At 37.3% G+C, this 25,762-nt stretch carries 30 protein-coding genes; 23 read left to right on the forward strand and 7 right to left on the reverse strand.

What is annotated here, in order from left to right; translation table 11 throughout:
- Nucleotides 1–88 precede the first annotated feature (88 nt).
- Entirely contained in the window at nucleotides 89–1,720 is a 1,632-nt protein-coding gene (gene abc-f, locus VK91_RS15550) for a ribosomal protection-like ABC-F family protein (protein WP_048394070.1), read from the forward strand.
- Nucleotides 1,721–1,790: 70 nt separating this feature from the next.
- Nucleotides 1,791–2,555 (forward strand): hypothetical protein, encoded by a 765-nt coding sequence (locus tag VK91_RS15555; protein ID WP_231595682.1) that lies wholly within the window; start codon nucleotides 1,791–1,793, stop codon nucleotides 2,553–2,555.
- Between the two features lie 44 nt (nucleotides 2,556–2,599).
- On the opposite strand, the gene VK91_RS15560 is transcribed toward VK91_RS15555, so the two are convergent.
- Together VK91_RS15560 and VK91_RS15565 are read right to left on the reverse strand one after the other, a co-directional pair.
- Nucleotides 2,600–3,091, reverse strand: coding sequence for an SRPBCC family protein (locus VK91_RS15560; protein ID WP_231595683.1), 492 nt, complete (start codon nucleotides 3,089–3,091; stop codon nucleotides 2,600–2,602).
- A 4-nt stretch (nucleotides 3,092–3,095) separates the two neighbouring features.
- The gene (locus VK91_RS15565; RefSeq protein WP_048394073.1) at nucleotides 3,096–4,487 is read right to left on the reverse strand and encodes a PLP-dependent aminotransferase family protein; all 1,392 of its coding nucleotides are present in this window, start codon (nucleotides 4,485–4,487) and stop codon (nucleotides 3,096–3,098) included.
- A 113-nt stretch (nucleotides 4,488–4,600) separates the two neighbouring features.
- On the opposite strand from VK91_RS15565, the gene VK91_RS15570 reads away from it, so the two are divergent.
- From VK91_RS15570 to VK91_RS15580, 3 genes are read left to right on the forward strand one after another with little or no spacing between them, the layout of a single operon-like run.
- Complete coding sequence (locus tag VK91_RS15570; RefSeq protein WP_048394075.1) at nucleotides 4,601–5,551, forward strand: proline dehydrogenase family protein; 951 nt, start codon at nucleotides 4,601–4,603, stop codon at nucleotides 5,549–5,551.
- A 4-nt stretch (nucleotides 5,552–5,555) separates the two neighbouring features.
- Nucleotides 5,556–6,449, forward strand: coding sequence for a DMT family transporter (locus VK91_RS15575; RefSeq protein ID WP_048394077.1), 894 nt, complete (start codon nucleotides 5,556–5,558; stop codon nucleotides 6,447–6,449).
- Between the two features lie 54 nt (nucleotides 6,450–6,503).
- Entirely contained in the window at nucleotides 6,504–6,869 is a 366-nt protein-coding gene (locus VK91_RS15580; RefSeq protein ID WP_048394078.1) for a DUF4440 domain-containing protein, read from the forward strand.
- On the opposite strand, the gene VK91_RS15585 is transcribed toward VK91_RS15580, so the two are convergent.
- The gene (locus VK91_RS15585) at nucleotides 6,866–7,660 is read right to left on the reverse strand and encodes a sulfite exporter TauE/SafE family protein (RefSeq protein ID WP_048394079.1); all 795 of its coding nucleotides are present in this window, start codon (nucleotides 7,658–7,660) and stop codon (nucleotides 6,866–6,868) included. The two genes, VK91_RS15580 and VK91_RS15585, sit on opposite strands and share 4 nt — an antisense overlap.
- A 112-nt stretch (nucleotides 7,661–7,772) precedes the next feature.
- Between VK91_RS15585 and VK91_RS15590 the strand changes: the two genes are divergently transcribed.
- From VK91_RS15590 to VK91_RS15650, 13 genes are all read left to right on the forward strand, one after another.
- Nucleotides 7,773–8,342 (forward strand): nucleotidyltransferase family protein, encoded by a 570-nt coding sequence (locus VK91_RS15590; RefSeq protein WP_048394081.1) that lies wholly within the window; start codon nucleotides 7,773–7,775, stop codon nucleotides 8,340–8,342.
- A 21-nt stretch (nucleotides 8,343–8,363) separates the two neighbouring features.
- Nucleotides 8,364–8,828 (forward strand): DinB family protein, encoded by a 465-nt coding sequence (locus tag VK91_RS15595; RefSeq protein WP_048394083.1) that lies wholly within the window; start codon nucleotides 8,364–8,366, stop codon nucleotides 8,826–8,828.
- A 10-nt stretch (nucleotides 8,829–8,838) separates the two neighbouring features.
- Nucleotides 8,839–9,669, forward strand: coding sequence for an AraC family transcriptional regulator (locus VK91_RS15600; RefSeq protein WP_048394085.1), 831 nt, complete (start codon nucleotides 8,839–8,841; stop codon nucleotides 9,667–9,669).
- Nucleotides 9,670–9,873: 204 nt separating this feature from the next.
- Nucleotides 9,874–10,857 carry an ABC transporter substrate-binding protein gene (locus VK91_RS15605; RefSeq protein ID WP_048394087.1) on the forward strand — a complete coding sequence of 328 codons (984 nt, stop codon included), beginning with the start codon at nucleotides 9,874–9,876 and terminating at the stop codon, nucleotides 10,855–10,857.
- A 155-nt stretch (nucleotides 10,858–11,012) separates the two neighbouring features.
- Nucleotides 11,013–12,020 carry an iron ABC transporter permease gene (locus tag VK91_RS15610; RefSeq protein ID WP_048394088.1) on the forward strand — a complete coding sequence of 336 codons (1,008 nt, stop codon included), beginning with the start codon at nucleotides 11,013–11,015 and terminating at the stop codon, nucleotides 12,018–12,020.
- A 28-nt stretch (nucleotides 12,021–12,048) separates the two neighbouring features.
- A complete protein-coding gene (locus VK91_RS15615; protein ID WP_048394301.1) occupies nucleotides 12,049–13,044 on the forward strand; it encodes an iron ABC transporter permease in 996 nt (331 codons plus the stop codon).
- 29 nt (nucleotides 13,045–13,073) lie between these two features.
- On the forward strand, nucleotides 13,074–13,853 hold the full coding sequence (locus VK91_RS15620) for an ABC transporter ATP-binding protein (RefSeq protein ID WP_048394302.1): 780 nt from the start codon (nucleotides 13,074–13,076) through the stop codon (nucleotides 13,851–13,853).
- Complete coding sequence (locus VK91_RS15625; protein ID WP_048394090.1) at nucleotides 13,853–14,623, forward strand: alpha/beta hydrolase; 771 nt, start codon at nucleotides 13,853–13,855, stop codon at nucleotides 14,621–14,623. Before VK91_RS15620 ends, VK91_RS15625 begins: the two co-directional genes overlap by 1 nt.
- A 119-nt stretch (nucleotides 14,624–14,742) precedes the next feature.
- The gene (locus tag VK91_RS15630) at nucleotides 14,743–16,314 is read left to right on the forward strand and encodes a BCCT family transporter (RefSeq protein ID WP_048394092.1); all 1,572 of its coding nucleotides are present in this window, start codon (nucleotides 14,743–14,745) and stop codon (nucleotides 16,312–16,314) included.
- 82 nt (nucleotides 16,315–16,396) lie between these two features.
- Nucleotides 16,397–16,885, forward strand: coding sequence for a GNAT family N-acetyltransferase (locus tag VK91_RS15635; RefSeq protein ID WP_048394093.1), 489 nt, complete (start codon nucleotides 16,397–16,399; stop codon nucleotides 16,883–16,885).
- Nucleotides 16,882–17,526 (forward strand): hypothetical protein, encoded by a 645-nt coding sequence (locus VK91_RS15640; RefSeq protein ID WP_048394095.1) that lies wholly within the window; start codon nucleotides 16,882–16,884, stop codon nucleotides 17,524–17,526. The genes VK91_RS15635 and VK91_RS15640 overlap by 4 nt, the downstream gene beginning before the upstream one ends.
- A 72-nt stretch (nucleotides 17,527–17,598) precedes the next feature.
- The gene (locus VK91_RS15645; protein ID WP_048394097.1) at nucleotides 17,599–18,078 is read left to right on the forward strand and encodes a hypothetical protein; all 480 of its coding nucleotides are present in this window, start codon (nucleotides 17,599–17,601) and stop codon (nucleotides 18,076–18,078) included.
- 272 nt (nucleotides 18,079–18,350) lie between these two features.
- The gene (locus tag VK91_RS15650) at nucleotides 18,351–18,863 is read left to right on the forward strand and encodes a YfiT family bacillithiol transferase (protein WP_048394098.1); all 513 of its coding nucleotides are present in this window, start codon (nucleotides 18,351–18,353) and stop codon (nucleotides 18,861–18,863) included.
- A 79-nt stretch (nucleotides 18,864–18,942) separates the two neighbouring features.
- Here VK91_RS15650 and VK91_RS15655 read toward each other — a convergent pair whose 3' ends face one another.
- On the reverse strand, nucleotides 18,943–19,560 hold the full coding sequence (locus VK91_RS15655) for an exosporium glycoprotein BclB-related protein (protein WP_048394100.1): 618 nt from the start codon (nucleotides 19,558–19,560) through the stop codon (nucleotides 18,943–18,945).
- Nucleotides 19,561–19,723: 163 nt separating this feature from the next.
- Entirely contained in the window at nucleotides 19,724–20,911 is a 1,188-nt protein-coding gene (locus tag VK91_RS15660; protein ID WP_048394102.1) for a hypothetical protein, read from the reverse strand.
- A gap of 235 nt (nucleotides 20,912–21,146) precedes the next feature.
- On the opposite strand from VK91_RS15660, the gene VK91_RS15665 reads away from it, so the two are divergent.
- The 4 genes from VK91_RS15665 (at nucleotide 21,147) to VK91_RS15680 (ending at nucleotide 23,475) form a co-directional block, all read left to right on the forward strand.
- Nucleotides 21,147–21,797, forward strand: coding sequence for a hypothetical protein (locus VK91_RS15665; RefSeq protein ID WP_004231775.1), 651 nt, complete (start codon nucleotides 21,147–21,149; stop codon nucleotides 21,795–21,797).
- Between the two features lie 84 nt (nucleotides 21,798–21,881).
- A complete protein-coding gene (locus VK91_RS15670) occupies nucleotides 21,882–22,454 on the forward strand; it encodes a hypothetical protein (RefSeq protein ID WP_048394104.1) in 573 nt (190 codons plus the stop codon).
- A complete protein-coding gene (locus VK91_RS15675; protein WP_048394106.1) occupies nucleotides 22,447–22,728 on the forward strand; it encodes a hypothetical protein in 282 nt (93 codons plus the stop codon). Before VK91_RS15670 ends, VK91_RS15675 begins: the two co-directional genes overlap by 8 nt.
- A 12-nt stretch (nucleotides 22,729–22,740) precedes the next feature.
- Complete coding sequence (locus VK91_RS15680; RefSeq protein WP_048394108.1) at nucleotides 22,741–23,475, forward strand: hypothetical protein; 735 nt, start codon at nucleotides 22,741–22,743, stop codon at nucleotides 23,473–23,475.
- A gap of 210 nt (nucleotides 23,476–23,685) precedes the next feature.
- On the opposite strand, the gene rpmG is transcribed toward VK91_RS15680, so the two are convergent.
- Nucleotides 23,686–23,835, reverse strand: a complete 150-nt coding sequence (rpmG, locus tag VK91_RS15685) for a 50S ribosomal protein L33 (protein WP_004231780.1) — start codon at nucleotides 23,833–23,835, stop codon at nucleotides 23,686–23,688.
- Nucleotides 23,836–24,004: 169 nt separating this feature from the next.
- Here rpmG and VK91_RS15690 point away from each other — a divergent pair, with 169 nt between their 5' ends.
- Nucleotides 24,005–25,198 carry a GTP-binding protein gene (locus VK91_RS15690; protein WP_036079527.1) on the forward strand — a complete coding sequence of 398 codons (1,194 nt, stop codon included), beginning with the start codon at nucleotides 24,005–24,007 and terminating at the stop codon, nucleotides 25,196–25,198.
- Nucleotides 25,199–25,218: 20 nt separating this feature from the next.
- Here the strand turns inward: VK91_RS15690 and VK91_RS15695 are convergent, their stop codons facing one another.
- Entirely contained in the window at nucleotides 25,219–25,761 is a 543-nt protein-coding gene (locus VK91_RS15695; RefSeq protein WP_036079526.1) for an isoprenylcysteine carboxyl methyltransferase family protein, read from the reverse strand.
- Between the last annotated feature and the right edge of the window lies 1 nt (nucleotide 25,762).

Below are 25,762 nucleotides of genomic sequence, written 5' to 3' on the forward strand. Positions count from 1 at the left end.
GCTTATTTGTGTATGATATTGTAGCGACTAATCCTTCCAAATGAATTGGAGGGATTTTTTTGTCCCTCCAACTGAGAGGATGGATAGTATGAAGGAACTTTTAAAATTACAGGATGTACGTTATGAAATAAAGGATATGTTGTTATTTGAGCATGTGACAGGCACAGTAAAAAAAGGCGAAGTCATCGGCATTATAGGGAGGAATGGTGCTGGGAAATCGACATTATTACAATTGATTCAAGGTACATTATCACCAACTATGGGAGTAATTCAGGGAGCACAGGCTTTAAAAATTACATTTGTTGAACAGGAGCTAGCTCATTTTGACAAACTAGAAGTATCCGCAAGAGAAGCTGATCTGCTGGCTAAGTGGCAGGTACCTAATGTGTCATTTGCAGCGTTAAGTGGGGGTGAAAAGCTGAAAATGCGTCTTGCAGAAGGTTTTTCCCAGAATGCTCAAATTTTATTACTTGATGAACCAACGAATCATTTAGATGAACAAAGTACCGCATTCCTCATCAGACAAGTACAAAACTATAAGGGGACAATCATCGTGGTATCACATGATCGCTATTTTTTAGATAAGGTTGCCACAAAAATCTGGTCTATTGAGGAAAAAAGCCTGATTGAACATGATGGCAATTATACAAGCTACATGGCTGATAGGGAACACCGACGATTAACACAGCAACGTGCCTACGAGAAGCAGCAAAAAAACATTGAACGAATTGAGGCTCAAATGTCGGAACTGACGTCTTGGTCACAAAAGGGCCACGCCCAGTCAACAAAACTGGAAGGTTTTAAGGAGTACCATCGTGTGAAAGCAAAGCGTTTAGATTCTCAGGTGAAATCTAAGAAAAAGCGATTAGAGGCTGAACTTGCGAAGACAAGAGTGGAAGCAGTGGAGCCAGAAGCAGAGATTCGTTTTTCTTTAGGCACGAATCAACGAGTCGGCAAACGCTTACTGGAAATCAAGCATTTATCTTTAAAATTTGGTGAACGCATACTATTTAACGATGTGAATATTACGGCTCAATTTGGAGATAAGATAGCTATCACAGGAAAGAATGGAAGTGGGAAAACAAGCTTTTTAAAAGTTCTTTTAGGCAAGCTAGAAGCTGAGGGTGAAGTATGGGTATCACCAGCTGCAAACATTGGTTATCTGACACAGGAAGTATTTGATTTACCACTTGATCAGACACCAGAGCAATATTTTTATCAAGAGACATTTGAAGAGCGTGCTAAAGTGCGCAACTTGATGAAGAATTTAGGGTTTACACTGACACATTGGACATCTCCCATAGGCAAAATGAGTATGGGAGAACGCGTAAAGTGTAAGCTGATGGCTTATATTTTAGAGGATAAAAATGTTCTTATTTTAGATGAGCCGACAAACCATCTTGATCTACCTTCTCGTGAGCAGTTAGAGCATACTCTTACTCAATATAATGGAACATTGCTTGTCGTTTCACATGATCGATTCTTTCTAGAAAAAGTCACGAACAGTGTTTGGGAGCTTCACGGTCAGCACATCAAGAAAAAGTGGACAGAAGTCACACCGAATAAAGTGGATGATACAGCGGCTCTCCGTTTAAAGCTTGAAACGGAAAGACAAGAGATTTTAGGCAAACTGAGCTTTCTAACAGTAAAAGATAAGGACTACACCATGCTCGATCAGAAGTTTAATGAGCTGACGAAGCGCATCAATGAACTTCGATAGCTGAAGCGTTTAAGTTAACCTTTTTCAGGGGAAAATATGGAGAGAAGGCATTTCTTAAATGGGGGTTAACATGTTGAAAAAGGTAGTATTTCTCTTTTTATTGTTAAGCATTTGTAGCTTAAGTGCTTGTGCTGAACGAAATAAGAATGCACAAGAACATGAGATTGAAACAAGTACATCTGTAGCACTGTCTAATAATGATCAAATTGATACGGTTCAAGCAACTGAAGCTCTTCAACAAATAAAGGAGCAGATACATTTCAATGTTCCAATAAAAATGCCAACAACGTTACCTATTGCAGAGGGTACATTTTTATCAGCTACAGCAAGAACACAGGGCGACCAGGTTGAAGTTATTTTTTATGAGAGCAAAGAGAATATGCCAATTAACGATATTCGATTAAAGAAATCAGCGACTGTTATTGGAAGATTGCTGGTCAAGAAATATAAAAGTGTGGAAGGTGCAAGCACACAGATAGCATTTGATAATTTTAATCAAAATGGCGGGCAAGAGGTTGATCTTGGTTACAATATAAAAGGTTATCAAGATGCAGGCGCTGGTTCATTATGGACTGGTTGGAACGAAGGGCGATGGGCAATTGCCACTCATACACGAACTGATAATCCTGATGCAGGTGTCAAACTTGCTAAGCAGGCAGTAGCGTATTTAGAAAACCACATGCTGCCTATTCCAAGGCAATATGGCATGGCTCAGCTAGATGTCTATCAATCAGGTAATTTAATTGTGTGGCAGGATGAAAAGCTTGTTTACACACTGGATTCAATCAAAGATCCTTTAAAAGCACTAGCAATTGCTACAGCCTTTTATCAATAATAGAAATCCTAGAGTAATGATGCTCTAGGATTTTTTGTATTATTTTACTTTATACTATTCAGCATTTTTTGGTATTCGCTGAATCTTTGCTGCCATTCATCCATTGGGAAATATTGATGGTCAACGCCATTTAGTAGATCTTTTAACATATCAAGACAAATATGCCATCCTGCTAAATCCTTCGGTGTATGCTCTGTCAGATTTTGAAGTGTCTCCACTAATACCAATAAAGAACCCTTTTCAGTAGAAAATAATTCAAATCTCACCGTATCTGTTCCCCAACCAAATTCTAATACTTCTTTCTCAACATAATCTGTGATGGTTATTTCCTCAAAATTACCTGTTCCATCATTCATATTAAAATGTATTTTCCCGTTCTTACGTAGCTCAATGATTTCTAAATTACTCATCCATTTTTGTAGGTTTTCATTGTTAGTCATAGCGGCCCAAACGGCATCTATTGAATATAGTAATGGCCGTTTGAATGTAGCAATATGGTAATTTGATTGTTTTTCAATAGTAGCTAGCACAGACATCCTCCTAATGATAAATTGCTTGAAAAAGTCTAGTGATGCCTAGTTCAATTTCATGCTTTTGTAAATGACCATAGCCAATAATCAATCTGTTATTATATTTTCCCTTTTGAATTGTATGATCCTCTACTGGGTAAACCTTTACACCAAATTGTTCTATTTTCACTAATAAGTTTCGTGTAAAATCAATCTTCTCAAATTCTGCAACTAAGTGCATACCTGTAGAATAGCCAAATATTTTTATGTTATGTGAAAAAGTGGATTGTAAACATTGAATCAGAAAATCACGTTGGCTTTTATAGAACTTCTTCATTTTTGTGATATGTCTTTCCATATAGCCCTCCTGTATAAAGCGAGAAAGGATAAGCTGGTCTAAGGAAGGTGTATGTAAGTCCGTAAACCATTTTAATTGACGGCATTTTTCAGTAAGCTGTGTTGGAAGGATAATGTATCCTATTCTTAATGCGGGAGAGAGAATTTTACTAAAAGAACCGATGTAGAGAACTAGCTCTGGATCTAGGCCCTGTAAAGAGCTAACAGGTGGCCCTTCGTAGCGAAACTCACTATCATAATCATCTTCTATTAAAAAGCAATGATTCTTTCTAGCATACTCAATTAATTGAATTCTACGCTGAATAGGTAAGGTACTCCCTAAAGGAAATTGATGAGAGGGAGTTAGAAAGACAAGTTTAGGATCTATATTATCTGGTAATAGGCTTGTTTTCATCCCGAATTCATCTACTGGTACCGGATAAATGGTAGCACCAGAAGCTTTAAAGATAGTTTGAATATCATTCGTTATAGGATCTTCCATAATAGCAATATCATTAGATGACAGCAATAATCTCGACACAAGCATCATTGCCTGTGTCGCACCAGATGTAATAATAATTTGCTCTGGATGACATTCAACGCCCCTTGTCCTTAATAAGTAGTGGGCAAGAGTATGCCTTAATTCTATGCGCCCCTCTGGAACCCCGTATCCTAATATGGAGGACTCACTATCGTGCCATAGCTGGTGACTTATCCTCGCCCAAGTTTTACGAGGAAACAAGTCGAGTGCTGGAATACCCGAGCGTAAGTTTACAACCTCTTTCCCTACTATTGGATCTCCTGCTTTATTTGTAATAAGAGGTTTGGTCTGTTGTGGTAACAATGTGCCTTCTGCAACAAATGTACCAGCTCCTCTTCGTGCAAATAAAAATCCTTCGGCAAGTAACTGATCATAAGCTTCTAATATGACATTTCTTGATACTTTTAATTCTACTGAAAGCTCTCGTGTTGATACTAATTTTTCACCTGCCTGAAGTTGTCCACTTAAAATTTTTTCCCGTATTTGCTGATAGATTTGACGATTTAAAGGAATATCTAATGCTCGATCTATAGGTATCCATAACATTTTACATACCTCCGATTTGAAAGTGGTACCTTTAAAATCACTTTAAAGTGGTTCTACAGTTACCAATTTTATCATGATAAAATACTTACCAATACCGAAGAGGGGGAATAAATATGAAGAAAACAGAAGAATTAGTGATTCAGGCCTTAAAAGCCGCGGCACGAGACGAGCGCTTGAAATATGCGGTGCAGCAATCAACAGAGCTCTACCCATTATTATGGAAAGCAGCAAAAAGGTATGTAACAGGAGAAAAAAGAGAGGATGCCATCGCTGCTGCACGTAATTATCTTAATGACAATTATAATATCTCCATTGAATATATTGGGGAAAATACAACCAATTTAAGGGATTGTCAAAGAGCAAAGGATGAGCTTTTACAAGTAATTGGGGAAATGGGGTTTTTATCTTTGAAGCAAACAGTATCTTTCGATTTATCTCATATAGGTCTTTCTATTAATGCTGAGATAGCTTTTAAGCATCTTGAAGAGCTTACACAAAAAGCTCAGCGGTATGGAATAACTTTGATGATAAGTATGGAAGAGTCCTCAAAGACTAGTGATATTATTACTCTTTACAAAAAAATAGCAACGGAGTATACAAATGTTGGGATTACATTGCAAGTGCATCTTTATCGTACAAAGATAGATTTACAAGAACTTATGCAATATCCAGGGAAAATAAGACTTGTTAAAGGGGCTTTTCAAGAGTCTGTCGATATAGCCATGATCAGATCAGAAGAACTGAATAAGCATTATCTTGATTATGTTGATCAGTTAGTAAATGCGAATCATCCGTTATCAATCGCTACACATGATGAAATGCTTATTCAAGAGATAGAGCGACGTCAATATCTTGAGAACCCAAATGTTGAAGTTGAGATGCTTTATGGTGTACGCCCTACATTACTCAATGAATTAAGAAGGAAAGATTATCGTTGTAGAGTATATTTAACGTATGGAATTGAGTGGTACTTATATCTTTGCCACCGAATTGCTGAACACCCTGAAAACCTATATTTAGCAGTAACCGATATTATTAATGAATCCATGGAACGAGTAGTATAGAAAAATGAGTAGGTGGAACTGGAGTAGTGGGAAAGTTATTGTGGCGATGAGTATCGTTGGTAGTTCAGTTGTTGCGGGCAAATTGGTTGTTCAAAGTTTTCCAATTTTCTTAGCTAATGAACTAAGATTTCTTGTGGCTGCAATTATTTTGATTCCTTTGTGGATAAAGATAGAGGGATTTTCAACATTAAACAGAAAAGAGTTAGTAGCGATTTTTTTACAAGCGTTATTAGGGGTGTTTTTATTTAATCTATTAATGCTCCATGGTCTTTCAAAAACGACTGCTATGGAAGCTGGTATTATTACTGGTACTCTGCCAGTCTGCACGGCATTCCTATCCTATTTTATTTTGAAGGAGAAATTAACGAGGAATATGGGTATTAGCATACTTCTTGCCGTAGTGGGAGCTATCCTTATGAACATTGCTAACCATTCTACTACTAACCATTATTCAACTTCATTATTAGGCAATCTATTCATTTTAGGTGCAGTATTTTGTGAATCTTTATTTCTCATCATTGGTAAGTTAATTTCTTATCGTATGAGTGCTCTTACAGTCTCAACTATGGTTAGCTTATTTGGCGTCATATTATTTTTCCCATTTGCTGTAGCTGAAAGCAGATATTTTGAATTTAAAGAAATATCAGTTGCAGAGTGGGGATTAGTATTGTATCTCGGCATTGTTGTAACCGTCATAGCGTTTCTTTTGATGCAACAGGGTCTTGCAGTAATTTCAGCATCTTGGGCAGGCGTACTTACTAGCTTATTGCCAATTAGTAGTATGATTTTATCTTCTATTCTATTGGATGAAAAAATAACTAATCTTCAGGTCTGTGGTTTTTTCTTAATTATAGCTGCCATCTATTTACTGTCAAAGCAGAAAGGGATACAGAACTAGTGATTTATAAAAAGTTAATTATCGGATAATATTGTGAAAAAAGGAGAGGTGAAGATGACACATCAACAAGCATTGGAACATTATATCCAAGCAACAAATACCCATGATTTTAATCAAGTAAAGGCTATTTTGCATCCACAAGCAATTTATTGGTTCTCTGATAAAACATGCACAACAACAGAGGAGATTGAGGCTTATTTCAAGCATGCATGGAATGTCATTAAAGAAGAGGTTTATTCAGCTACTGATGTAAAATGGTTAACCGTTGATGAAACGACGGCTACCTGTCTTTATACATATCACTATGAAGGCTATCATAACGAAAAGTTTGTATCAGGTAGCGGTAGAGCAACTAATATTTTTACATTAGTTAAGGATCAATGGAAGGTAATTCATGAGCATTTGAGTAGTGGTCATTAAATTATTTTCAATGTAACTTGAACAAGCAACAATATAATAATCAATGTTAGTAGTGTTTTGGCTATTTTTAATGGAATGTATGGGAGCACTATAAGACCTAATTGGGAGCCTATAATGGAGCCAATTGCCATAGCAAATGCATAGTGCCATTGAATAAAGCTAGTGTGATAAAACACAATAAATGCTCCTGTACAGCTCCCGAAGAGGAGTACTCGAGTGAGCTGTACAGCCTTTATGTAAGTATGATGAGTACGTAGATAGTGTAAGATGCTAAATGTCGAAGAGCCAGGGCCGAAACCACCATCATACATAGCGATGAAAAATGGTTGCCAAAAATGAGGTGCTTGATGTTCTAGCGAATCAGGAACTTCCGTCCACGCCTTATTTTTTAAAGTTACGACTAAAGCCAAAAGAAGTAGTACACAGGCCATATAGTTCATAGTTTGCTCAGACAGCGAAACCGCTAAAAGTGAGCCGCAAATCCCCCCAACAATAGCAAGAGCTATATATTTGATGATAGATGTGAGATGTAGCTCCTTCTGATAGAGTAGATAAAAAATACTGGATAAAGACGAAATGCCTGTCGAAAATTTGTTTGTGGCAATACTTGTTTGAATAGGGATACCGACAAGCATCATGGCAGGAAGTGTAATTAGTCCACCACCTCCCGCAAGTGTACCAATAAAAGCAGCTACCATTCCGATACATATGAGTGTTAAAGAAACGTTTGTATAGAAAAGTCCAACTAAGCTAAGTAGTACAAATAATAACAGCATGATCATTTTATTCATAAGCTTCTCCCTTTCTTTTATTAGCTTTAGGGTAAATGGTGTTAATGTATAAATCTAATATATAATTTTTAGTGATTTATAAATTTAATTTATATTAATGGAGGCTGACAGAATGAGGTTGCTTCAATCGGAGGAAGAGCTGAAGAACTTAATTGCATCTGATGACTGGATGATGAGCATTTTATCCACAGTAGAAAACTTGCAACTACCAGATTGGTGGATATGCGCAGGAATTATTCGCTCAAAGGTATGGGATTACCTTCACAATAAGGAGGAAAGAACACCAATTGCTGATATTGATGTGATATATTTTGATAAAGAAAATTTAGCAGAAGAAGTAGAGAAGCAGTATGAGCAAGAACTGAGAAAGTTATCTCCAAACGAGCCTTGGTCCGTGAAAAATCAAGCACGAATGCATGTCCTAAATGGTAGTAAACCATATCAGTCTGCTGTTGATGGAATCTCTCATTTCCCAGAAATCCCAACGGCAATTGGAGTAAAATTATCAGATGGGGTACTAGAGATTGCAGCACCGTACGGTATTCATCTTTTAGGAGCAGGCATAGTAGAGCCAACATCGTTTTACCTAGAAAATAAGTATGCCTATGCGATTTATCGTCAAAGAATTCAGCAAAAACAATGGCATTTATGTTGGCCAGAATTGAAAATTCATCTTCAATAAAAAAAGAAAGAGGGGGAACAATTGCAACAAGATAAAACCTATGTCATTAAACACTATATAAAATCTTTAGATTGGATAGATAATTTACGAGGGTTATCTGAGGCACAATGGCGTATGCCCATTGAACCTGGGAAATGGTCGGTTGCAGAGGTAATTGGGCATCTTCCTCCATGGGACAAGTTTGTGCAAAAGTACCGAATTCCTTTTCTCTTTACAGATGAGCGTCTGCCGAAAGGGCCAGATGTAGCACATTTGAATTCGATGGCAGCTAAGAAAAGCCGTGAACAAACAATGGAGGAAACATTGAATGATTTTATTTCCACAAGGCGTCAATTATTGCAGGACATTCAGCAATGGACAGACGAGCAATGGCAACAGTCATTTAAAATTGGGCCGTCAGAAATGACTATAATCGACTATTTTGTTGGATTAATCAATCATGATTTACATCATTTTTCACAGATTCAGAATGTTATACATGTATAGGAGTTAGCATATGGATATCAAGTATTTAATTGATTACTTTGCACATGCTTCTGTAAAATTTACAGATGTTTTTACTAAAAAAATGGAGCCAGGTGAAGTAGATGCTGGTAGAACAACAGCTCCAGAAAAGTGTGGTTTAGTAGTGCCACTTGCAGGGAGTGCGATCTTTAGCTTTAATGGAACCCCCTATATGATGGAGCCAGGAATGATTGCCCATGCTGGCCCCCAGATGCCGATAGAAGTGAGAGCGACTGGCCATAAAGGTTGGGAGTATGCAGTTGTTCATTACAGCCTACCTACAGAAGAAATAAATCTATATCCGCTAGCCGAGCAACATTTTCTAATCAATACAGGCTTTAACACACAAATTATTAGCCATGTTCAGCAATTAGTAGAAAGCTATTCCTTTCCTGGTAATATGGCTGTATTCAAGTCTAAGACATTATTTATGAATTTGTTGGAAGATATCCTTGTAGCGGCAAAAATGCAGGTTTTAGATAGTGCCAGCGAATTAATGGAACAGGCATTACAGTATATACACGAAAATTATGCACAGCAAATCTCAGTATCAAATATCTCGATGGAATTGGGCATTGAGCGTCGTCGTTTTGCTTATTTATTTGAGCAGCATACAGGTATGAATCCAAGTACATATATAACAGAATACCGTATACGACGTGCGAAAGACTTACTAGAATATGGTGGAATACCTGTAGCTGAAATTGCAGAATGTGTTGGATATGTAGATTGTTTTTATTTTAGCAGAGTATTTAAAAAGTGTACGGGTTTATCTCCCTCAGCCTATCGGAAGTTAAAAATAGAGGAAGCCAGATATGTATAATTGACTGTTTCTTATAAAAAAGAAGCAGTTTTTTTATTGCTTAAATCGGCAAAAATCCATGTCATTTTCGAAATCGTCCATTCACAATCTTTTTTCACTTTGTTAGGATAGTATCCGTAAATGATAATGAGTATCAATTATATATTGACTTATATATGAAAACGATTATCATTATCAATATGAGCTCGTTAGGGGAGAATATCTATGAATAAATATTTTAAAATGTGTGCACCAGCACTATTAGCATTATCACTGGCCGCATGTGGAACAGACAAAGCAGAGGAATCAACATCAACAGCTAATACAGCAGAAACAAGTGCAACAGAATCACAGACAGAGCAAGCTAAATCAACGCAGACCATCACGTACTTAGGCGAGCAATATGAGCTACCAGCCGAAGTAAAGAACATTGTCGCTGCCAGTCTTGAATCAATGGAAGATGCGGCAATGCTTGGTATTAAGCCGGTAGGTGTTCTAGAAGTAGGTGGAAAAGTTCCTGCCTATCTAGCAACAGATTTTGAAGGAGCTACACTTGTAGGAAATAAAATGGAGCCAAATGCAGAAGCCATTCTTAATCTGGATCCTGATGTAATTGTGGGTACTTCGAAATTCCCTGAAGAAACGGCTGAAAAGCTCAACAAAATTCAAACAATGATTCCATACTCACATATTTCAACAAATTGGAAAGAAAATTTAACATTGCTTGCACAATTAGCTGGGAAGGAAGAGGATGCAAAGAAAATCATCTCTGACTATGAAGCCAAAGTTGCTGATGCCCAAGTAAAATCCAAGGAGCAATTAGCAGATAAGCAAGTATTAATCATCCGTGTTCGTGGTGGAGTGATGTACATCTATCCAGCAGGCGTTTATTTAAACCCTGTTCTATATGAAGATTTAGGAGCACCTGTACCAGAAGTTGTTACAACAGCTAAGGCGCAAGCGGAACTATCACTTGAAACATTAGCACAAGTAAATCCAGATGTGATTTTCCTGCAATTCGAGGATTCAGAGAATAAGGATACGCCAAAAGCTTTAGAGGAGCTACAAAAGAATCCAATTTTCACTAGCTTAAAGGCAACACAAAATAATCAAGTTTTTGTCAACACAATTGAGCCATTAGCACAAGGTGGTACTGCTTGGTCTAAGGTGAAATTCTTAGATGCTGCAGCTGAAAAATTATTTAAATAGTATAAACAGGCTGGTAGTAGATTTGGTGGTATCACCGGGCTATTACCAGCCTTTTGTAAGATGTGGCATTTTTCATTGCAGGCAGTTGTTAAGGGTATACACTTAAGTGATTGATATTGTGTACCGCAAAATGGATAAAGAAAAAGGTGTGAAAGTTGAAAAAAACAAACATAGTGTCGTTTTCAATATTAGCGATATCTCCTTTCCTTATTGCCCTTGTGGCACTTATTTCTGTTATGTATGGGACAAAAGATATTAGTGCCATTACAGTATGGCAGTCGATGACAGCATTTGATCCATCGGATGTCGATCATCAAATTATAAGAACAGGCCGTATTCCAAGAGTTGCCGCGGTATTACTAGTTGGAGCATTTTTAGCAGTTGCCGGTGCAGTCATGCAAGGGATTACACGAAACTATTTAGCCTCGCCTTCATTAATGGGTGTCAATGATGGCTCTGCATTTGTCATTACATTAGCCATTGTTTTTTTTCCAGGGCTACCAAACTATCAAATGATTTTATTATCGATGCTTGGTTCTGCATTGGGAGCTGGTATTGTCTTTGGTTTTGGCTCGTTAATCCGCAATGGCTTATCTCCAGTAAGGCTAGCCATAATTGGAACGGTCATTGGCACATTTTTAAGTAGTATTGCTACTGCTATTGCGATGTATTTCCAAGTATCACAAACAGTAAGTGCTTGGTATAACACAAAGGTACATATGGTAAATATGGATATGCTGATTCTTTCTATTCCATTTGGTTTAACTGGGTTGATCTTGGCTTTATTATCGGCAAAAGCGATTACCATTACTTCATTAGGTGAAGATATTGCCATGGGGCTAGGACAGAAAACAAAAGTAGTACGTATTATTAGCATGCTAGCTGTCGTATGTTTGACAGGGACAGCGGTTGCACTTGTAGGGAAAATCGCCTTTGTAGGGTTAGTCATACCACATATTACACGCTTCCTTGTTGGTGTTGATTATCGCTATATTATTCCTTGTGCAGCTGTCATTGGAGCCTTTTTCTTAGTGCTTTGTGATGTCCTGAGCCGCGTTGTCAATTATCCATTTGAAACGCCAATTGGTGTCTTAACCGCATTGGTCGGTGTACCATTCTTCTTATATTTAGTTCGTAAGCACGGAGGTGAAAAACGTGCGTAAAAAAACCTCAAGTGTATTCTTTTTAACCATGCTGATGCTTATTTTAATGATTTTAGTTGCGAGCTATTTACATATTACAAATGGTGTTTTTGATATGTCTGTAATGGATGTTATCAAAACATTGCTGCGGATCGAGTCAAATTCAAAGTTTGATCTTGTTATATTTGAATTCCGTTTACCTCGGATTGTCATTGCTGGACTTGTCGGTATTGGCTTAGGTATGGCAGGAGTTGTATTACAGGGGATTACACGCAATGGACTAGCAGATCCAGGAATATTAGGGATTAATGCTGGAGCTGGTGCAGCAGTCGTACTATTCATGTACTTCTTTCAAGTAAAGCTAGTGAGTGCAGATATGAACAGCTGGATGTCAATTTTAATGATGCCACTATTCGGTTTTATCGGTGGAACAATTGCAGCTATCCTGATTTTTTCATTTGCTTTAAAAAATGGTCATCTGGATATGCAGCGATTAATCTTAACTGGTATAGCTATCAATAGTGGATTTGGAGCTTTGTCCTTGTTCCTATCCTTAAAAATGAGTGCACAAGATTTTGAATCAGCGGCTATTTGGATGGCAGGTTCAATTTATAATGCGAATTGGATCTTTGCGCTTACGATGCTACCTTGGCTTTTGATTTTAGGAATATATGTGCATAGAAAATCATATTTACTCGATTATTTTCAGCTTGAAGAGGATAGCATCACAAGTTTAGGAATAGCTGTTGAAAAGGAGAAAATGAAGCTGTTACTAGCCAGTGTAGGTCTTGTCAGTGCTTGTGTGTCTGTATCAGGGAGTATTGGCTTCATAGGTTTAATGGCCCCCCACATTGCCAAGCAGCTTGTTGGTATTCAGCACCGTTACGTTATGCCAGTGAGTGCTTTAATTGGTGCAGGTCTGTTAATCCTCGCTGATTTTATTGGTAAAACCGTTTTTGCACCATCGGAACTGGCTGTAGGTATTGTTGTTTCAATTATTGGGATTCCATATTTCTTGTATTTACTGGTGAAATCTAAGGCATAGGAGGAAATGGCGTGCAAACTGCATTTAGAATGGAAAATTTGGCTTCAGGTTATGAGCAGGTACGTGTCTTTGAAGGGTTAAATTTAACGATAGAAGAGGGCAAAGTGACTACAATCATCGGTCCAAATGGTTGTGGTAAATCTACACTCCTTAAAACGATAGGACGTATTTTAAAAAAACAACAAGGTACGGTATATTTGCAGGAGCAAAATATGCAAAATTTATCGACCAAAGATATTGCCAAGAAACTAGCAATATTATCTCAAACACCTATAGCTCCTGGTCAATTGAAAGTGGAGGAGTTAATTGCGTATGGTCGCTATCCACATCGCAACAATGTCAATCGTTTAACGAATAAGGATGAGGAAATGATTGAATGGGCTTTAACAGTTACTAATACGATGGAATATCGAAATAGGGAGCTTGCCCAGCTTTCAGGAGGTCAGCGTCAGCGTGTTTGGCTAGCTATGGCCTTAGCACAAGAAACAAATATCTTGCTATTGGATGAACCTACTACTTATTTAGATATGGCGCATCAGCTAGAGGTATTGGACATTGTTAAAAGTTTAAATGAGCACCACAGCTGTACAGTAGTGATGGTTCTACATGATATTAACCACGCGGCCAGATATTCAGATCATCTTATTGCAATGCGTAAGGGTATTATTATGCAAACTGGCACGCCACAGGAAATTTTAAGTGCTGAGGTAATGCGTAAAGTATTTAATATTGATGCACGCATTATGGAAGATCCTGTAACCAATACACCTGTATGTTATGGCTATGAAATTTTGAAGGAGGATATCTAATGAATACAACTAAAGTAGACTACATTACACAACATATGACTTCAAAATTGACAAATTATTTGTACACGATTAATATCTATGTGCCAGAGGAGGAAGCGCCACAAGATGGCTTTCCAGTTTTGTATGTACTTGATGGCTCATCCTATTTTAACCTTGTAAAGGAAGCGGTGCGTCTACAAAGTCGTAATGCACCAAAAACAGGTATCCTTCCAGCTATTGTTATTGGAATTGGTCATGGCGACGATATGCGTGAAAGAAGATTTTATGATTTTACAGCACCTGCGGAGTCTTATATTTATCCAGCAAGATTTAAAGGAAAAGGTCATGAGAAGCTTGGAGGAGCAGTGGATTTTAGTCTCTTTATAGAAGAAGAGCTAAAGCCGACGATTGAGGCACAATATCCAGTAAATCAAGCACAGCAAGCTTTATTTGGTCATTCCCTAGGAGGTTACTTTGCACTGTGGCAACTATTTCACCACCAATCCAGCTTCCAGCGCTATCTAGCTATTAGCCCATCCATTTGGTGGAATGAGCATGAATTAGTGCAGTGTGCTTCAGTATTTCTGAACGAGCATCAAGACATGAACGAAACTTTGTTTTTGAGCGCTGGTGAACTTGAAACCTTTATGGTGGATGATGCGCGCCAAATGGCGACAGTATTAGAAAAAATAATGAATGTTGAATTTTATGAGGCTTTAAACGAAAATCATGCTTCGATCGTACCAACTGTTATGAGTAGAGCCATACGTTTTATGCATAAATCACATTAATAGTAGACCGCATTGTCTTTTGATAATGCGGTTTCTTTTTTATTTATTAATAAAATTAACGAATGATACGCATAATAAAGGAAATTTGGTCATCTGTCTGGGATAAATGGAGGCGCTGTATGCAAAATAAAATTTTAAGAAACCCAGTATTTCTTATTTCAAGTGGAGCAATTTTTCTTTTGGTCATTATCGGAGCAACGATACCAGAAAAATTTAAGAACGTAGCAAACAGCGTATTTCATATGACAACGGATTATTTTGGCTGGTTTTATTTAATGTCAGTCTTTATTATCGTTATTTTTTTATTTGGCTTGGCAATTAGCAAATATGGTACCATTCGCCTTGGATCGGAAGATGGTCGCCCTGAGTTTAGTTTTCTAACTTGGATTTCCATGCTCTTTTCAGCTGGACTTGGTGTCGGTTTGGTCTTCTGGGGAGTAGCTGAGCCAATGAGTCATTATTTTTCACCACCCTTCAGTGACACAAAACCGCTATCAACGGATGCAGCCCGACTGGCGATGGGATATTCATTCTTTCATTGGGGATTAAGCCAGTGGTCTGTTTATGCCATATTGGGCCTTGTTATGGCCTTTGTACAATTCAATAAAAAAAGAAATATGCTCATCTCCACTGCTTTAGAGCCTGTCACTGGAACAAATCGAGTCGTTAAAGGAACGATCGATATTCTCGCAGTAATTGCTACCGTCATGGGGGTAGCAACGTCTATAGGGCTAGGCGTATTACAAACAAATGGAGGTTTGACATTTGTCTTTGGTTTGCCAGATACATTTATCTTGCAAGTGGCCATTATTCTTATCATGTTTATTGGCTATATGTTATCAGCCACAACAGGTCTACAAAAAGGGATGAAGATTCTGAGTAATGTCAATATGACTTTAGCAATCGTCTTACTCTTATTTGTTTTTATTACAGGCCCAACAATCTTTATACTTGAAACCTTTACATTAGCTATTGGTGATTATATTTCAAATTTTATTCAATATAGTTTAAGGATGCAGCCATATGTTGGTGGAACTTGGGTGAAGGATTGGACAATCTTTTACTGGGCATGGGCGATTGCTTGGTCACCATTTGTAGGCTCCTTTATAGCTCGTGTATCCAAAGGCAGGACTATACGAGAATTTATTATAGGTGTATTAATTATTCCGCCCCTCATTGCCTGCTTTTGGATCGCGACCTTTGGAGGAACTGCGATGTGGTTTGATTTACATCAAGATGCACAAATCGCTCAATCTGTTCATAATGATGTAACGGTTGCTCTTTTCCAGCTTTTTGAACACTTACCACTTTCAATGATTGCATCCACAATTGGAATACTTTTAATCATAATATTTTTAATTACCTCTGCTGATTCCGCCACCTTTATTATGGCAAGTATGACGACAAAAGGATCTTTAAATCCCACCATTTTATCAAAGTTTGTATGGGGTGTTTTGATGGCAGCTATTTCAGGTGTTTTATTGTATACAGGAGGTCTTGAAGCATTACAAACGGCCTCGTTAATTGCTGCATTACCCTTTACAGTGGTGTTACTTTTATTAATGATTTCTTATATTAAGATGATGAAGGAAGAGATTATTCCTCTTAAGAAAAAGGATATCCAACGTTTGAAAATAGCGAGAAAGCATATTGAAAAGGAAGCAAAAGTGAAAGACAAACATACTAAGTAGTAGGCCGTATTCGAAATAATACGGTTTCTTTTTGTTTTAATATGCACTATTATGAATAAAAAACGATAAGAGGTGGTTTAGGATGGAAATTGTTTTAGCACAGAGCAAGGATGCCCCAGTTATACATCAGGTGATGCTACAGGCGTTTCAAGAATATGAAAAAGCTACTCCACCATCCAGTGCACTAAGTGAAACGGTGGATTCTATTGAGCAGGCAATGCAGCAAAGTGAACAAGCGTTTATTGGCTATATCGAAAAACAGCCAGTTGCCATGGTAAGGTTTACCCTCAGTACAAAGGGAATTTATTTTTTTAGACTTTCAGTTATCCCAGAAAGACAGGGACAAGGTTTAGCTAAAACACTAATTTCTTGGCTTGAACAATATACACTATCGAAGGGGATTACAATTAGTCAGTGCAAAGTACGTATGAGTGTTCCACGTAATATTGAGTTATATCGTTCTTTAGGTTATGTTGTAACGAAAGAGGAAATGGTGAAGAATCGTAATGGTAACTCTCTAGTAATAGCAACCATGGAAAAGAGACTTTCCAATGAGGAGGAGTTTAATTGAGAAAAAAGGTCGCCTGCTTGCATGCTCATTATTCCAATATACAATACATTGAGCAGGCTTTTCAAAGCGCTGAAGACATAGAGATACTCCATTTTGTAGACCCTGGCGTGATACAGCACGTGTCTAAAGGTAGTGATGGTTTAGCACGTAAAGTTAAGGAGCAAATTGAATGGATAATTAGTTGTGATGTGGATGCCATTTTAATAACGTGTACAAATTATATTGCTTTATTAGAGGATGAAACTTTGCTCGATCCCTCGACCCCTATCATAAAGATAGATGAGCCCTATTTTGAAAGTATATGTAAGCAACAGCCTCAATTTATTCTTTTTACAAATCCTGCAACTGTCGAAGGAACGATGGCAAGACTTCACCAATATGCTAAGCATCAAGGAGTATCAGTAGATGTAGAGGGAAAAATTATTGAGCATACATTTAATCTCATTATGCAGGGGAAAAAGGAAGCATATGATGATGCTATTTTAAGGGCTTTACATACTTTGTCAGCTGAAGAAAAATCCATATCAGTTGCCCAGCTATCGATGGTGGATGCAGCGCAACGATTTGAAGATCACACGGCAATTACAATTCTCCATCCATTAAAGTCATTAGTTGATATTGTAAAGAGTAAGATAAAATGATAGTTTCATAATTTACAGAATTATCTGTAACAATCTGGTTAAAACAAACGTTTCATAAGAAAGGGGGATGTTATGAAACGAGTTGTATTTGTATGTATATTGCTATTATTTTTAGTGGGTTGTACAGACAAAGCAAATGTTACAATGCCAGAGGATCTACCTGATTTTGTGCAAGAAAGTGATATTGCATCAGTTGATTGGAATCAAAAGGCACAGGAATTTGGTGAAAGAGGCATTATTGGTAATGCTGATAAGTCGGGTGTCATTGGTGCGAATATGCCTAGTCTAAGCACACAAAAATGGATGTGGCATCTATGGGGAATAGATGAAGTACGAGATACAGAATTAACGGTTATTGGATACCATAGAGACTCTAAAGTCATACAACCGATTTTAGCGAATGGTTGGAGCATAGGACTGGGAGGACCTGTTAATGGAGCAGATGCTCATACACCTTCTCATGTGAAATTTCCTAAGCCTGGTGAATGGGCTATTCTACTGTATACAAATGAAAAATACTTTGATACGTTGATATACGATATCCAGGAATAATAGTAAACCCTTATTTTGTAATTATTTATACTTATAAAATAAGGGTTTTTGATGTTTGTATATGTATTGGGAAAGGAGGTGTATGGTGTGCGCATGTAAGCTTGCATTGTGTATTGCTTTCATTATTTCTGAAATGCACAAGATGCTGAAGACGCCATTCAGAAAGTATATGTAAATACGAAAAGCTATTGAACATAGATAATTACAGTGCAAGGTTGTAGCAAGAAAAATATTAAATTGGTAAGATAAAAAGTAAAATGGAGGTCAGCAATATGAAAGATTTACGTTATCCTATTGGACAATTCCAATTTCCCAAAGAAATGAATTCACAGCAAGTACTAGAGTGGATTAATGAAATTCGTTTGTTACCAAAACAACTTGCAGAGGCATTAAGTGGTGCAAGCGAGCAAGACTTAGTAAAATCTTATCGTGAAAATGGCTGGACAGTGACACAGCTAGTCCATCATATTGCTGATAGTCATATGAATAGCTATATTCGTTTTAAGCTAGCGTTAACAGAGGATGTACCAACCATTAAGCCATACAATGAGGCAGAATGGGCACAGCTACCAGATTCTGAAATGCCAGTAGCAATTTCTTTTAATTTAATTGAAAGCTTACATGAACGTTGGGTTTATTTACTGTCAAGCTTATCGGATGAACAATTACAAAGAGCCTTTAATCATCCTGATTCAGGCCTGACGACTCTTGAGCATGCAATTGGCCTTTATGCATGGCATGGTAAGCATCATTTGGCACATATTCAGAATGCTTTGGTTAAATAAATATGGATGTTTTATGAAAAAACAAGTGATTTCTGCTAATGAGGAAATCACTTGTTTTCATTTTTTATTTAAGTTTATTTTATACGATAGTAATACCAGCACTTGCGTTACCAGCAAGTGTAGCAGCAACTCCTGTAGTAGTCATAGAGAATACCATTAGTAAACGATCACCAGTACTTACAGGTACTGAAACGTTTGCATTACCACTTGCAATCGTACCTACTGCTAATGCTATTAGTGGTAAAGGTGGTAATAAATCAACAAATGCTGCAGTAGGGCTGAATACATTGCTTCCTTGAACTGCGCGGTAAATCTGTGCTCTGACAGTTGCTGTTCCAGTTAGAGTTAAAGCAGCAGTTGCTGAGATTGTAGCAGAAATAGATGTAATAGTACCTGGACGTGGAACCGTAAATGCTTCTGTAGCAGCAGAAGTTGTTAAATCAATATTAACGCCAGCAAGAGTAATCCCTGGAACTGCTGTACCAAAACCTACAAGACTTACAGTTGCAATTAAACCAGTAGCAGCAGCTACTAATGCAACAGGAGTTATTCCTGATGAGAATGGGATAATAGAACCAGTAGCTACTGGTGGAGTAATACATGCAGCGTCAATTGCAACAAAAGGTCCTAGTGCAGTACACTCCCCGTTACCATGACCGTTACCTGAACAGCCACACATTGAGTTATTCAAACACATTTTTACACCCCCTTTCTTCATTATTCTATTCATTTCAGATTAGGGGTTAAGGGCAATTATCTATTTCACCTATAAATTCAATGATTTCTTTATGACTGCTTTTATTTGACACATAAAGACATCCACTATGTATGTTTTGACATAGTGGATGTTTAAGATAATGTTAACTCCATCTTTTAAAGAAATCGAAAAATGAGTTTTTTCCCTTTTTATGTTCTTCCTCAATCGGCTTGTTTACAGATTCAAGTTGCATGATTTCTTCTTCAAAGGACGGATGAACCTCATAGGTTGCATCAGCATGATACACTTCAACATATTCTTCTGTTTCTAATGAAGGAGAATGATCTATAGCTGCAGGTTCTGCTACTGTTTCTGCAATGATTTGGTTGAGAGGCTCACTAGCTATTGCTTCAATGTCTTGACTAACAGGTTCGCTAAGTTGCTCCAAGATAACTTGTTCTATCGATTCATTCGTTACAATGGGATTCTCAAGATTGTTATGTTCATTCTCAATTTTCACAGCCTCGATAGGATTATTTAATGTTTCAGTTTTAGTGCTATCTGATTCATTAACTATAGAAGATTGTAAAGTATCATTCTCGATGTTTTCTTCTCTTGAAGCAGGCTGTACGGCAGATGGATCATATACACTTACTGGAACTTCCTTTGCATCCATGGCATTTTTAAAATGGAAGGTGGATTCAACTGTCGTGTTTCTGTATAAACCATTGTATATTTGGCTGGGGTGCGTATTGATTGATTGGAAATATTGCTGATTAAAATGCCGTTCTTCAGGTTTAGTTTCCGGTAGACCATTCTGAGGAGAGGGACCCCCGATATTTACATTTGGTTGGTGGTTTTTGGCTTTACCTGCCACACTTTGTAGTAGTCTATAAGAAGGTTGTGCTGATGTAATTGTAGTTTGATCTGCTGTCTGTGTCATTCTAGGTTGTCTAGGTAAAAGATTAGAATAGGTTTGAGCAGGCATGTCAATGGAGGGCATTATGGTTTTTGTATCATTTCCTTTAACTGGCAACAGTTTATTTAAAATTGATAAAATCTCTTGGTTCATTCCTTCAATGGTTTGATTCAAAGACTCAAGCTGTGTTGAAAGAACCCTAATTTGATCGTCGTATCCTTTTATATATGAATTTTGTTTAGTATCCAATGTCTCTGTAATCCCTTCTAAATGGGCCATCTGTGTTTTTAGTCCATCAAACTCCTGCTTCATATAAAGGAAATCTTCAATTGACTTCCCCATTTTTAACGAGGTTAACGATTCTCTATAAGATTCAATTTTTCCCTTTAAATTTTCAATTTCTTGAGTGGTATACAATTTTGACTCTTCCATTGTAGTTCACCCCTTTCAGTCCATTATTAGTTTATTAAAAATATTGACTTTCTGTTACAAATATAACGGTTCTTTCAACATTTTGATTCGTATCGTTAATGAGGGAAGTGTATGAAAACAAATCTTGATTGATTTTAATAAATATCCAATGTAACTATTTGTTAGCCCATGCACTTATAGCTGAAAAACATATGCTACAAACGAAAGATAAAAATTTTATGGAGGTGTCAAAAGGATGCAAGAGCATATGCCATCCCAGGCGCAGGAACTAATCTGTATAAATGTTGATAAGGTATACGACTGGATTGTAAAAGAAATGTCGTTTGATATTTCACCTACTGGACCAATTACATTCCCAGGTGTTACAGCAACTACTGACTTAACAGGTGCTATTGTTACTTGTCGAGTAATTCCAGCAACTACAAATCCAATTGTGATTCTGAACCGTGAGAATCGCCAATTCTCTATTGATGGATCAACTGTTTGTCTGCAACATCTAAATGTTCAAAAGAACTTCATTCTAACAATTGTCGTTACTTTACCTAATGGTACTGTTTTCACAAGCAATAATATTCCAGTTTCTCGCTGTGAGCAAGTGACATTATGTGCACCTAAGGGAACAGACGTTGAAATTTTATACACAGATTTAGATTGCTTCGTTTGTACAACTGGAACACTTAGTGTTGGAACAGGTGCTGCAGCAGGTACAATCACGTTCTCTGCGTTGACAATTACTGTTGCTGTTTGTCAAAGTATTCAATCTACATTCCCAGTTACTGTGGAATTTTTAGCAACTTTCTGCGAACCAAGAGCAGACTTACCATTCTCATGTCCAACTGCGGTTCGTCCACAACAATGCCCAGTTATTTTCCCAACTGTTGGTTAATTGTGATAACAAAAAGAAGAAAGTCATACTATGAAGAGAGGGTAATCCTCTCTTTTTTTAATGGAAATAACAAGGAGGTTTAAAGTGGCAGATCGTATTGAAGACAAGATACAGGCACTAAAAGAACAAACAAATGCCTATGTTCATGATATTAAAAGATTGGTTGAGGAATTAGCAATTCCGAATAGGATTAACCTCATTAGTTATTTTACAACTGCACTTAATATTTCTTATGATCCTGAGCAAGAGAGTTTATGTTTAGGCTCCTATCATATTCGTAATATTGGTAGTGCAGCCGTCACGAACCCATCTTTGTGTATAACAATACCCAAGGAGTCACCGTTTTACTTTTCAGGGAGATATGTTCATGAAAATTTCACTCCGAATTTTAAAACACAGGGGCAGAGTCAGTGGGAGCGTTTTAATGACAAATCAAGCAAAGAGGAGTATTGGCTGAGACCAGTTGGTAAATCAACAATCGAACCGAATGAAACCATTTCATTTACCAATTTTCAAATAAAATGGTCCCATAATTTATCATATTCAGGCACGATTATGGGTTTTACATATTGCGATCAGCTCACAGAAGGTGTTGTTGTTTTAAATCCAATTAATCTAAATGGAATGGGCCAAACACAGGAGGAAGACAATGGGTGACAACGAAAAACAAGAGTTTGGTAGTGTAATTCAACAATTAGTAAAGGAACAGCTAAGTCGTCGTAATGAACAAGATAATAGCTTTGCCTTTCTTGAAAAAAGTACATTACAGCTATTAATAGCCTATCTTGTTTCAGACGAAAAGAGTCATGTTGAACAAATAGAGAATTCAAAGTTAGAAGAAAAATGGATGAAGCAGCTGGATGATTTACTAGAGGAAAGTAGAGAGCAGCTTGAAGAGGTGGTCGATTTACTAAAAAGATATTCAGGCTAGGGGGGTGTGATGATGGACAATGATATTGTGAAAAACAATGATCCAATACAGCTCCAACAAATGATTATTTTTTTAAGGGCCGAGTTAGCCAAGTACAAAAATGAAGTAAAAAGACTTAGAGATAGTGATTATTATGCTTTGGTTCTTCGACTTGAACGAGAAAATGTTCAATTAACAAGGCATAAAAAAGAACTTTCGATGGAACTCCTAAAGTTGAAAAGAGACTTTGATAAAGAATTGCAAGCTTACGATGAAGAAATTCAGAAGAGAGAAGCGCAAAGAAAAAAGCAAATTGCATCCATTGAGGCATTATTAAAGGAATTGGCAGAATTGCGGGCTGAAAAAAAGTCATTGATGGACAAATTTCAAGCATCGAAGGAGGCTTCGATCGATTCAAATGAAAGGTCTATTGTGGAAGGCATAGATAAAAAGTTAAGTGACTATACAACCATAGCAAGTAAACAAATGGAGAATATTTTAGAGACACTAGAAAAATACCATAGAGAGAAAGTAGAATCGGACAGCCTTCATCGACATTTACTAAGTGAGTTAGAGACGAAAAATCTAGATATTGAGAGATTATCCAATGAAATAGTTGCATTAAAGAAACAATCTAAGGATGGTAGCACATCAATGAAACAAGGAGTTAATATTGATGAACAAATAGATTTTAGATTACGCATGCTCGATGAATTAGATGAGAAATTGAATGAACTAGCGTTAGAAATCAATAGTGAGCAGCTTTAGCTATAAAATTTCATCATGACTGTTTCAAAAGTATGCCTTTGAAACAGTCATTTTTTTGATTTGCATAAAAAGCTTTTAAGAAGGTTCAACCGCTCACAAAGAAGAGGAAGGCGCTCCAAAGCAGGTTAACCCCGCTCACAAAGTAGAAGACACCGCTCTAAAACAGGTCAGACCCCTCATGAGGAACTCATCATGACCCCCATTCCAATATTATTTTGTTTCTCTATGCAGGGTTACACGCTTCAGACGAGGGGAGTACTTTTTAAGCTCCAATCTTTCGGGATTATTGCGTTTATTTTTAGTAGTAATATAGTTTTTATCACCTGTTTCAGTACAGGCTAGTGTTACTTGTACACGCATTGAAGGACCTCCTTTTAAATAGTAATTATTACGATTTAAACAATATATTTCTCACTGGATATTGTCAAGTTTAATTTCACTAGTAATAAAAAGCTTTGCATTTTCCAAAGTAATATGATTTAATTACAAATTGTAAATAGTAATGATTACGATTTGAGGAGTTGTAAGAATGACAAAGAAAATTCCTGTTACAGTATTGAGTGGATATTTAGGTTCTGGTAAGACAACAATGATGAATCATGTATTGCAAAACAAAAAGGATTTACGTGTCGCTGTTATTGTGAATGATATGAGTGAAATTAATATTGATGCGGAGCTTATCGCAAATGGTAGCGGTATATCACGTACAGAAGAGAAATTTGTGGAGCTATCGAATGGTTGTATTTGCTGTACATTACGAGAGGATCTATTGCAGGAGGTGGAACGTCTTTCGAAGCTAGGCAATATTGATTACATTTTGATTGAATCGACAGGGATTAGTGAGCCGATTCCAGTTGCACAAACATTTAGTTATTTAGACGAGGAGCTTGGCATTGATTTAACGAAGTTTTGTCGATTAGATACAATGGTTACTGTCGTAGATGCCCATCGTTTTTGGCATGATTTTCAGTCTGGGGAAAGCTTATTGGAGCGGAAGGAAGCTGTTGGTGAATTAGATGAGCGTGATGTTGCAGACCTTCTTATTGATCAAATTGAATTTTGTGATGTCCTTATTTTAAATAAGTGCGATTTAGTATCCGCAGAGGAGCTTGAGCGATTAGAACGTATTTTACGTGCATTACAGCCTGAGGCAAAACTTATACGTACAACAAATGGTGTTATTGATCCAGTTGAAATTTTAAATACGGGGCGCTTTGACTTTGAACGTGTCTCTGAATCGGCTGGTTGGTTAAAGGAGTTGGAGCTTGGTCATGAAAACCATACACCAGAGACTGAGGAGTACGGGATCTCTTCTTTTACCTATAAACGCAAAAGACCGTTTCATCCGATGCGCTTTGTTGAGTGGTGTGATCACATGCCAGATTCAATAGTACGAGCGAAGGGTATTATTTGGAGTGCAAGACATCAGGAAGTTGCGCTATTATTATCGCAAGCGGGGTCATCTGCAAAAATTGAACCAGTCTCTTATTGGGTAGCGGCACTTTCTCAAGCCCAGCAGCAGGATGTATTCCAGCAAAGCCCTGAAGTATTGGAAGATTGGGATGAAGAGTTCGGAGATCGAATGACACAACTTGTTATTATTGGCATTGATCTAGATCGAGAAGACATCACTAAACAGTTGGACAACTGTCTGTTAACAAATGAAGAGTTTCAGAACCCTTGGGAACGTCTACAAGATCCCTTTAACTGGGAATGGCAATAAAGAAGAAAAGAAGATTTCGGCTAAGACTCCGAAATCTTCTTTTGAAATACACGATTATAATTAGTAGCATCTCGTAATGCTTTTTCTTCTATAGGTATTCGGACAGAAAGCATTGTAATATTGAGTAATGTAAAACAAAATGCTGTAAAGTAAGCCTGAAACATGAGTGGTAGCAAAAGGATTTCTAAACAAACTACCGCATAATTGGGGTGGCGCATATATTCATATGGCCCTTTACGAACAACTTGTGCGTCAGGTAAAATGAGGATTTTTGTATTCCAAAAAGTGCCTAAAGAGCGAATACACCAGATCCGCAAAGCCTGCACTGCTAAAAATAATATAAAGAATAACGGAAATAAGGGCGAGATACCATTGTTGTTTGTGACGATTTCCACTATTAAAAACAGAAAAAAGCTAATATGCATGGCTACCATATAGGGGTAGTGTGAAGCACCTACTTCATAGGCTCCTTGTGAAAGCATCCATTTCTCATTGCGCTTGGCAATGACAACTTCTGTCAATCTTTGTAGAACGACAAGGATAAAAATAAAATAGAAGATCATG

The organism is Lysinibacillus sp. LK3 (genome assembly GCF_001043675.1).
GTDB lineage: Bacteria > Bacillota > Bacilli > Bacillales_A > Planococcaceae > Lysinibacillus > Lysinibacillus capsici.

Coding starts and splice junctions, on each gene's coding strand:
- VK91_RS15620 (WP_048394302.1), top strand. CDS start 13,074: ATGGAAAATTTGGCTTCAGGTTATGAGCAGGTACGTGTCTTTGAAGGG.
- VK91_RS15585 (WP_048394079.1), bottom strand. CDS start 7,660: ATGAATAAAATGATCATGCTGTTATTATTTGTACTACTTAGCTTAGTT.
- VK91_RS15635 (WP_048394093.1), top strand. CDS start 16,397: ATGGAAATTGTTTTAGCACAGAGCAAGGATGCCCCAGTTATACATCAG.
- VK91_RS15615 (WP_048394301.1), top strand. CDS start 12,049: ATGCTGATGCTTATTTTAATGATTTTAGTTGCGAGCTATTTACATATT.
- VK91_RS15690 (WP_036079527.1), top strand. CDS start 24,005: ATGACAAAGAAAATTCCTGTTACAGTATTGAGTGGATATTTAGGTTCT.
- VK91_RS15560 (WP_231595683.1), bottom strand. CDS start 3,091: ATGTCTGTGCTAGCTACTATTGAAAAACAATCAAATTACCATATTGCT.
- VK91_RS15665 (WP_004231775.1), top strand. CDS start 21,147: ATGCAAGAGCATATGCCATCCCAGGCGCAGGAACTAATCTGTATAAAT.
- VK91_RS15590 (WP_048394081.1), top strand. CDS start 7,773: ATGAGGTTGCTTCAATCGGAGGAAGAGCTGAAGAACTTAATTGCATCT.
- VK91_RS15630 (WP_048394092.1), top strand. CDS start 14,743: ATGCAAAATAAAATTTTAAGAAACCCAGTATTTCTTATTTCAAGTGGA.
- VK91_RS15650 (WP_048394098.1), top strand. CDS start 18,351: ATGAAAGATTTACGTTATCCTATTGGACAATTCCAATTTCCCAAAGAA.
- VK91_RS15675 (WP_048394106.1), top strand. CDS start 22,447: ATGGGTGACAACGAAAAACAAGAGTTTGGTAGTGTAATTCAACAATTA.
- VK91_RS15605 (WP_048394087.1), top strand. CDS start 9,874: ATGAATAAATATTTTAAAATGTGTGCACCAGCACTATTAGCATTATCA.
- VK91_RS15555 (WP_231595682.1), top strand. CDS start 1,791: ATGTTGAAAAAGGTAGTATTTCTCTTTTTATTGTTAAGCATTTGTAGC.
- VK91_RS15695 (WP_036079526.1), bottom strand. CDS start 25,761: ATGATCTTCTATTTTATTTTTATCCTTGTCGTTCTACAAAGATTGACA.
- VK91_RS15660 (WP_048394102.1), bottom strand. CDS start 20,911: ATGGAAGAGTCAAAATTGTATACCACTCAAGAAATTGAAAATTTAAAG.
- rpmG (WP_004231780.1), bottom strand. CDS start 23,835: ATGCGTGTACAAGTAACACTAGCCTGTACTGAAACAGGTGATAAAAAC.
- VK91_RS15600 (WP_048394085.1), top strand. CDS start 8,839: ATGGATATCAAGTATTTAATTGATTACTTTGCACATGCTTCTGTAAAA.
- VK91_RS15570 (WP_048394075.1), top strand. CDS start 4,601: ATGAAGAAAACAGAAGAATTAGTGATTCAGGCCTTAAAAGCCGCGGCA.
- VK91_RS15645 (WP_048394097.1), top strand. CDS start 17,599: ATGAAACGAGTTGTATTTGTATGTATATTGCTATTATTTTTAGTGGGT.
- VK91_RS15580 (WP_048394078.1), top strand. CDS start 6,504: ATGACACATCAACAAGCATTGGAACATTATATCCAAGCAACAAATACC.
- VK91_RS15655 (WP_048394100.1), bottom strand. CDS start 19,560: ATGTGTTTGAATAACTCAATGTGTGGCTGTTCAGGTAACGGTCATGGT.
- VK91_RS15565 (WP_048394073.1), bottom strand. CDS start 4,487: ATGTTATGGATACCTATAGATCGAGCATTAGATATTCCTTTAAATCGT.
- VK91_RS15575 (WP_048394077.1), top strand. CDS start 5,556: ATGAGTAGGTGGAACTGGAGTAGTGGGAAAGTTATTGTGGCGATGAGT.
- VK91_RS15680 (WP_048394108.1), top strand. CDS start 22,741: ATGGACAATGATATTGTGAAAAACAATGATCCAATACAGCTCCAACAA.
- VK91_RS15625 (WP_048394090.1), top strand. CDS start 13,853: ATGAATACAACTAAAGTAGACTACATTACACAACATATGACTTCAAAA.
- abc-f (WP_048394070.1), top strand. CDS start 89: ATGAAGGAACTTTTAAAATTACAGGATGTACGTTATGAAATAAAGGAT.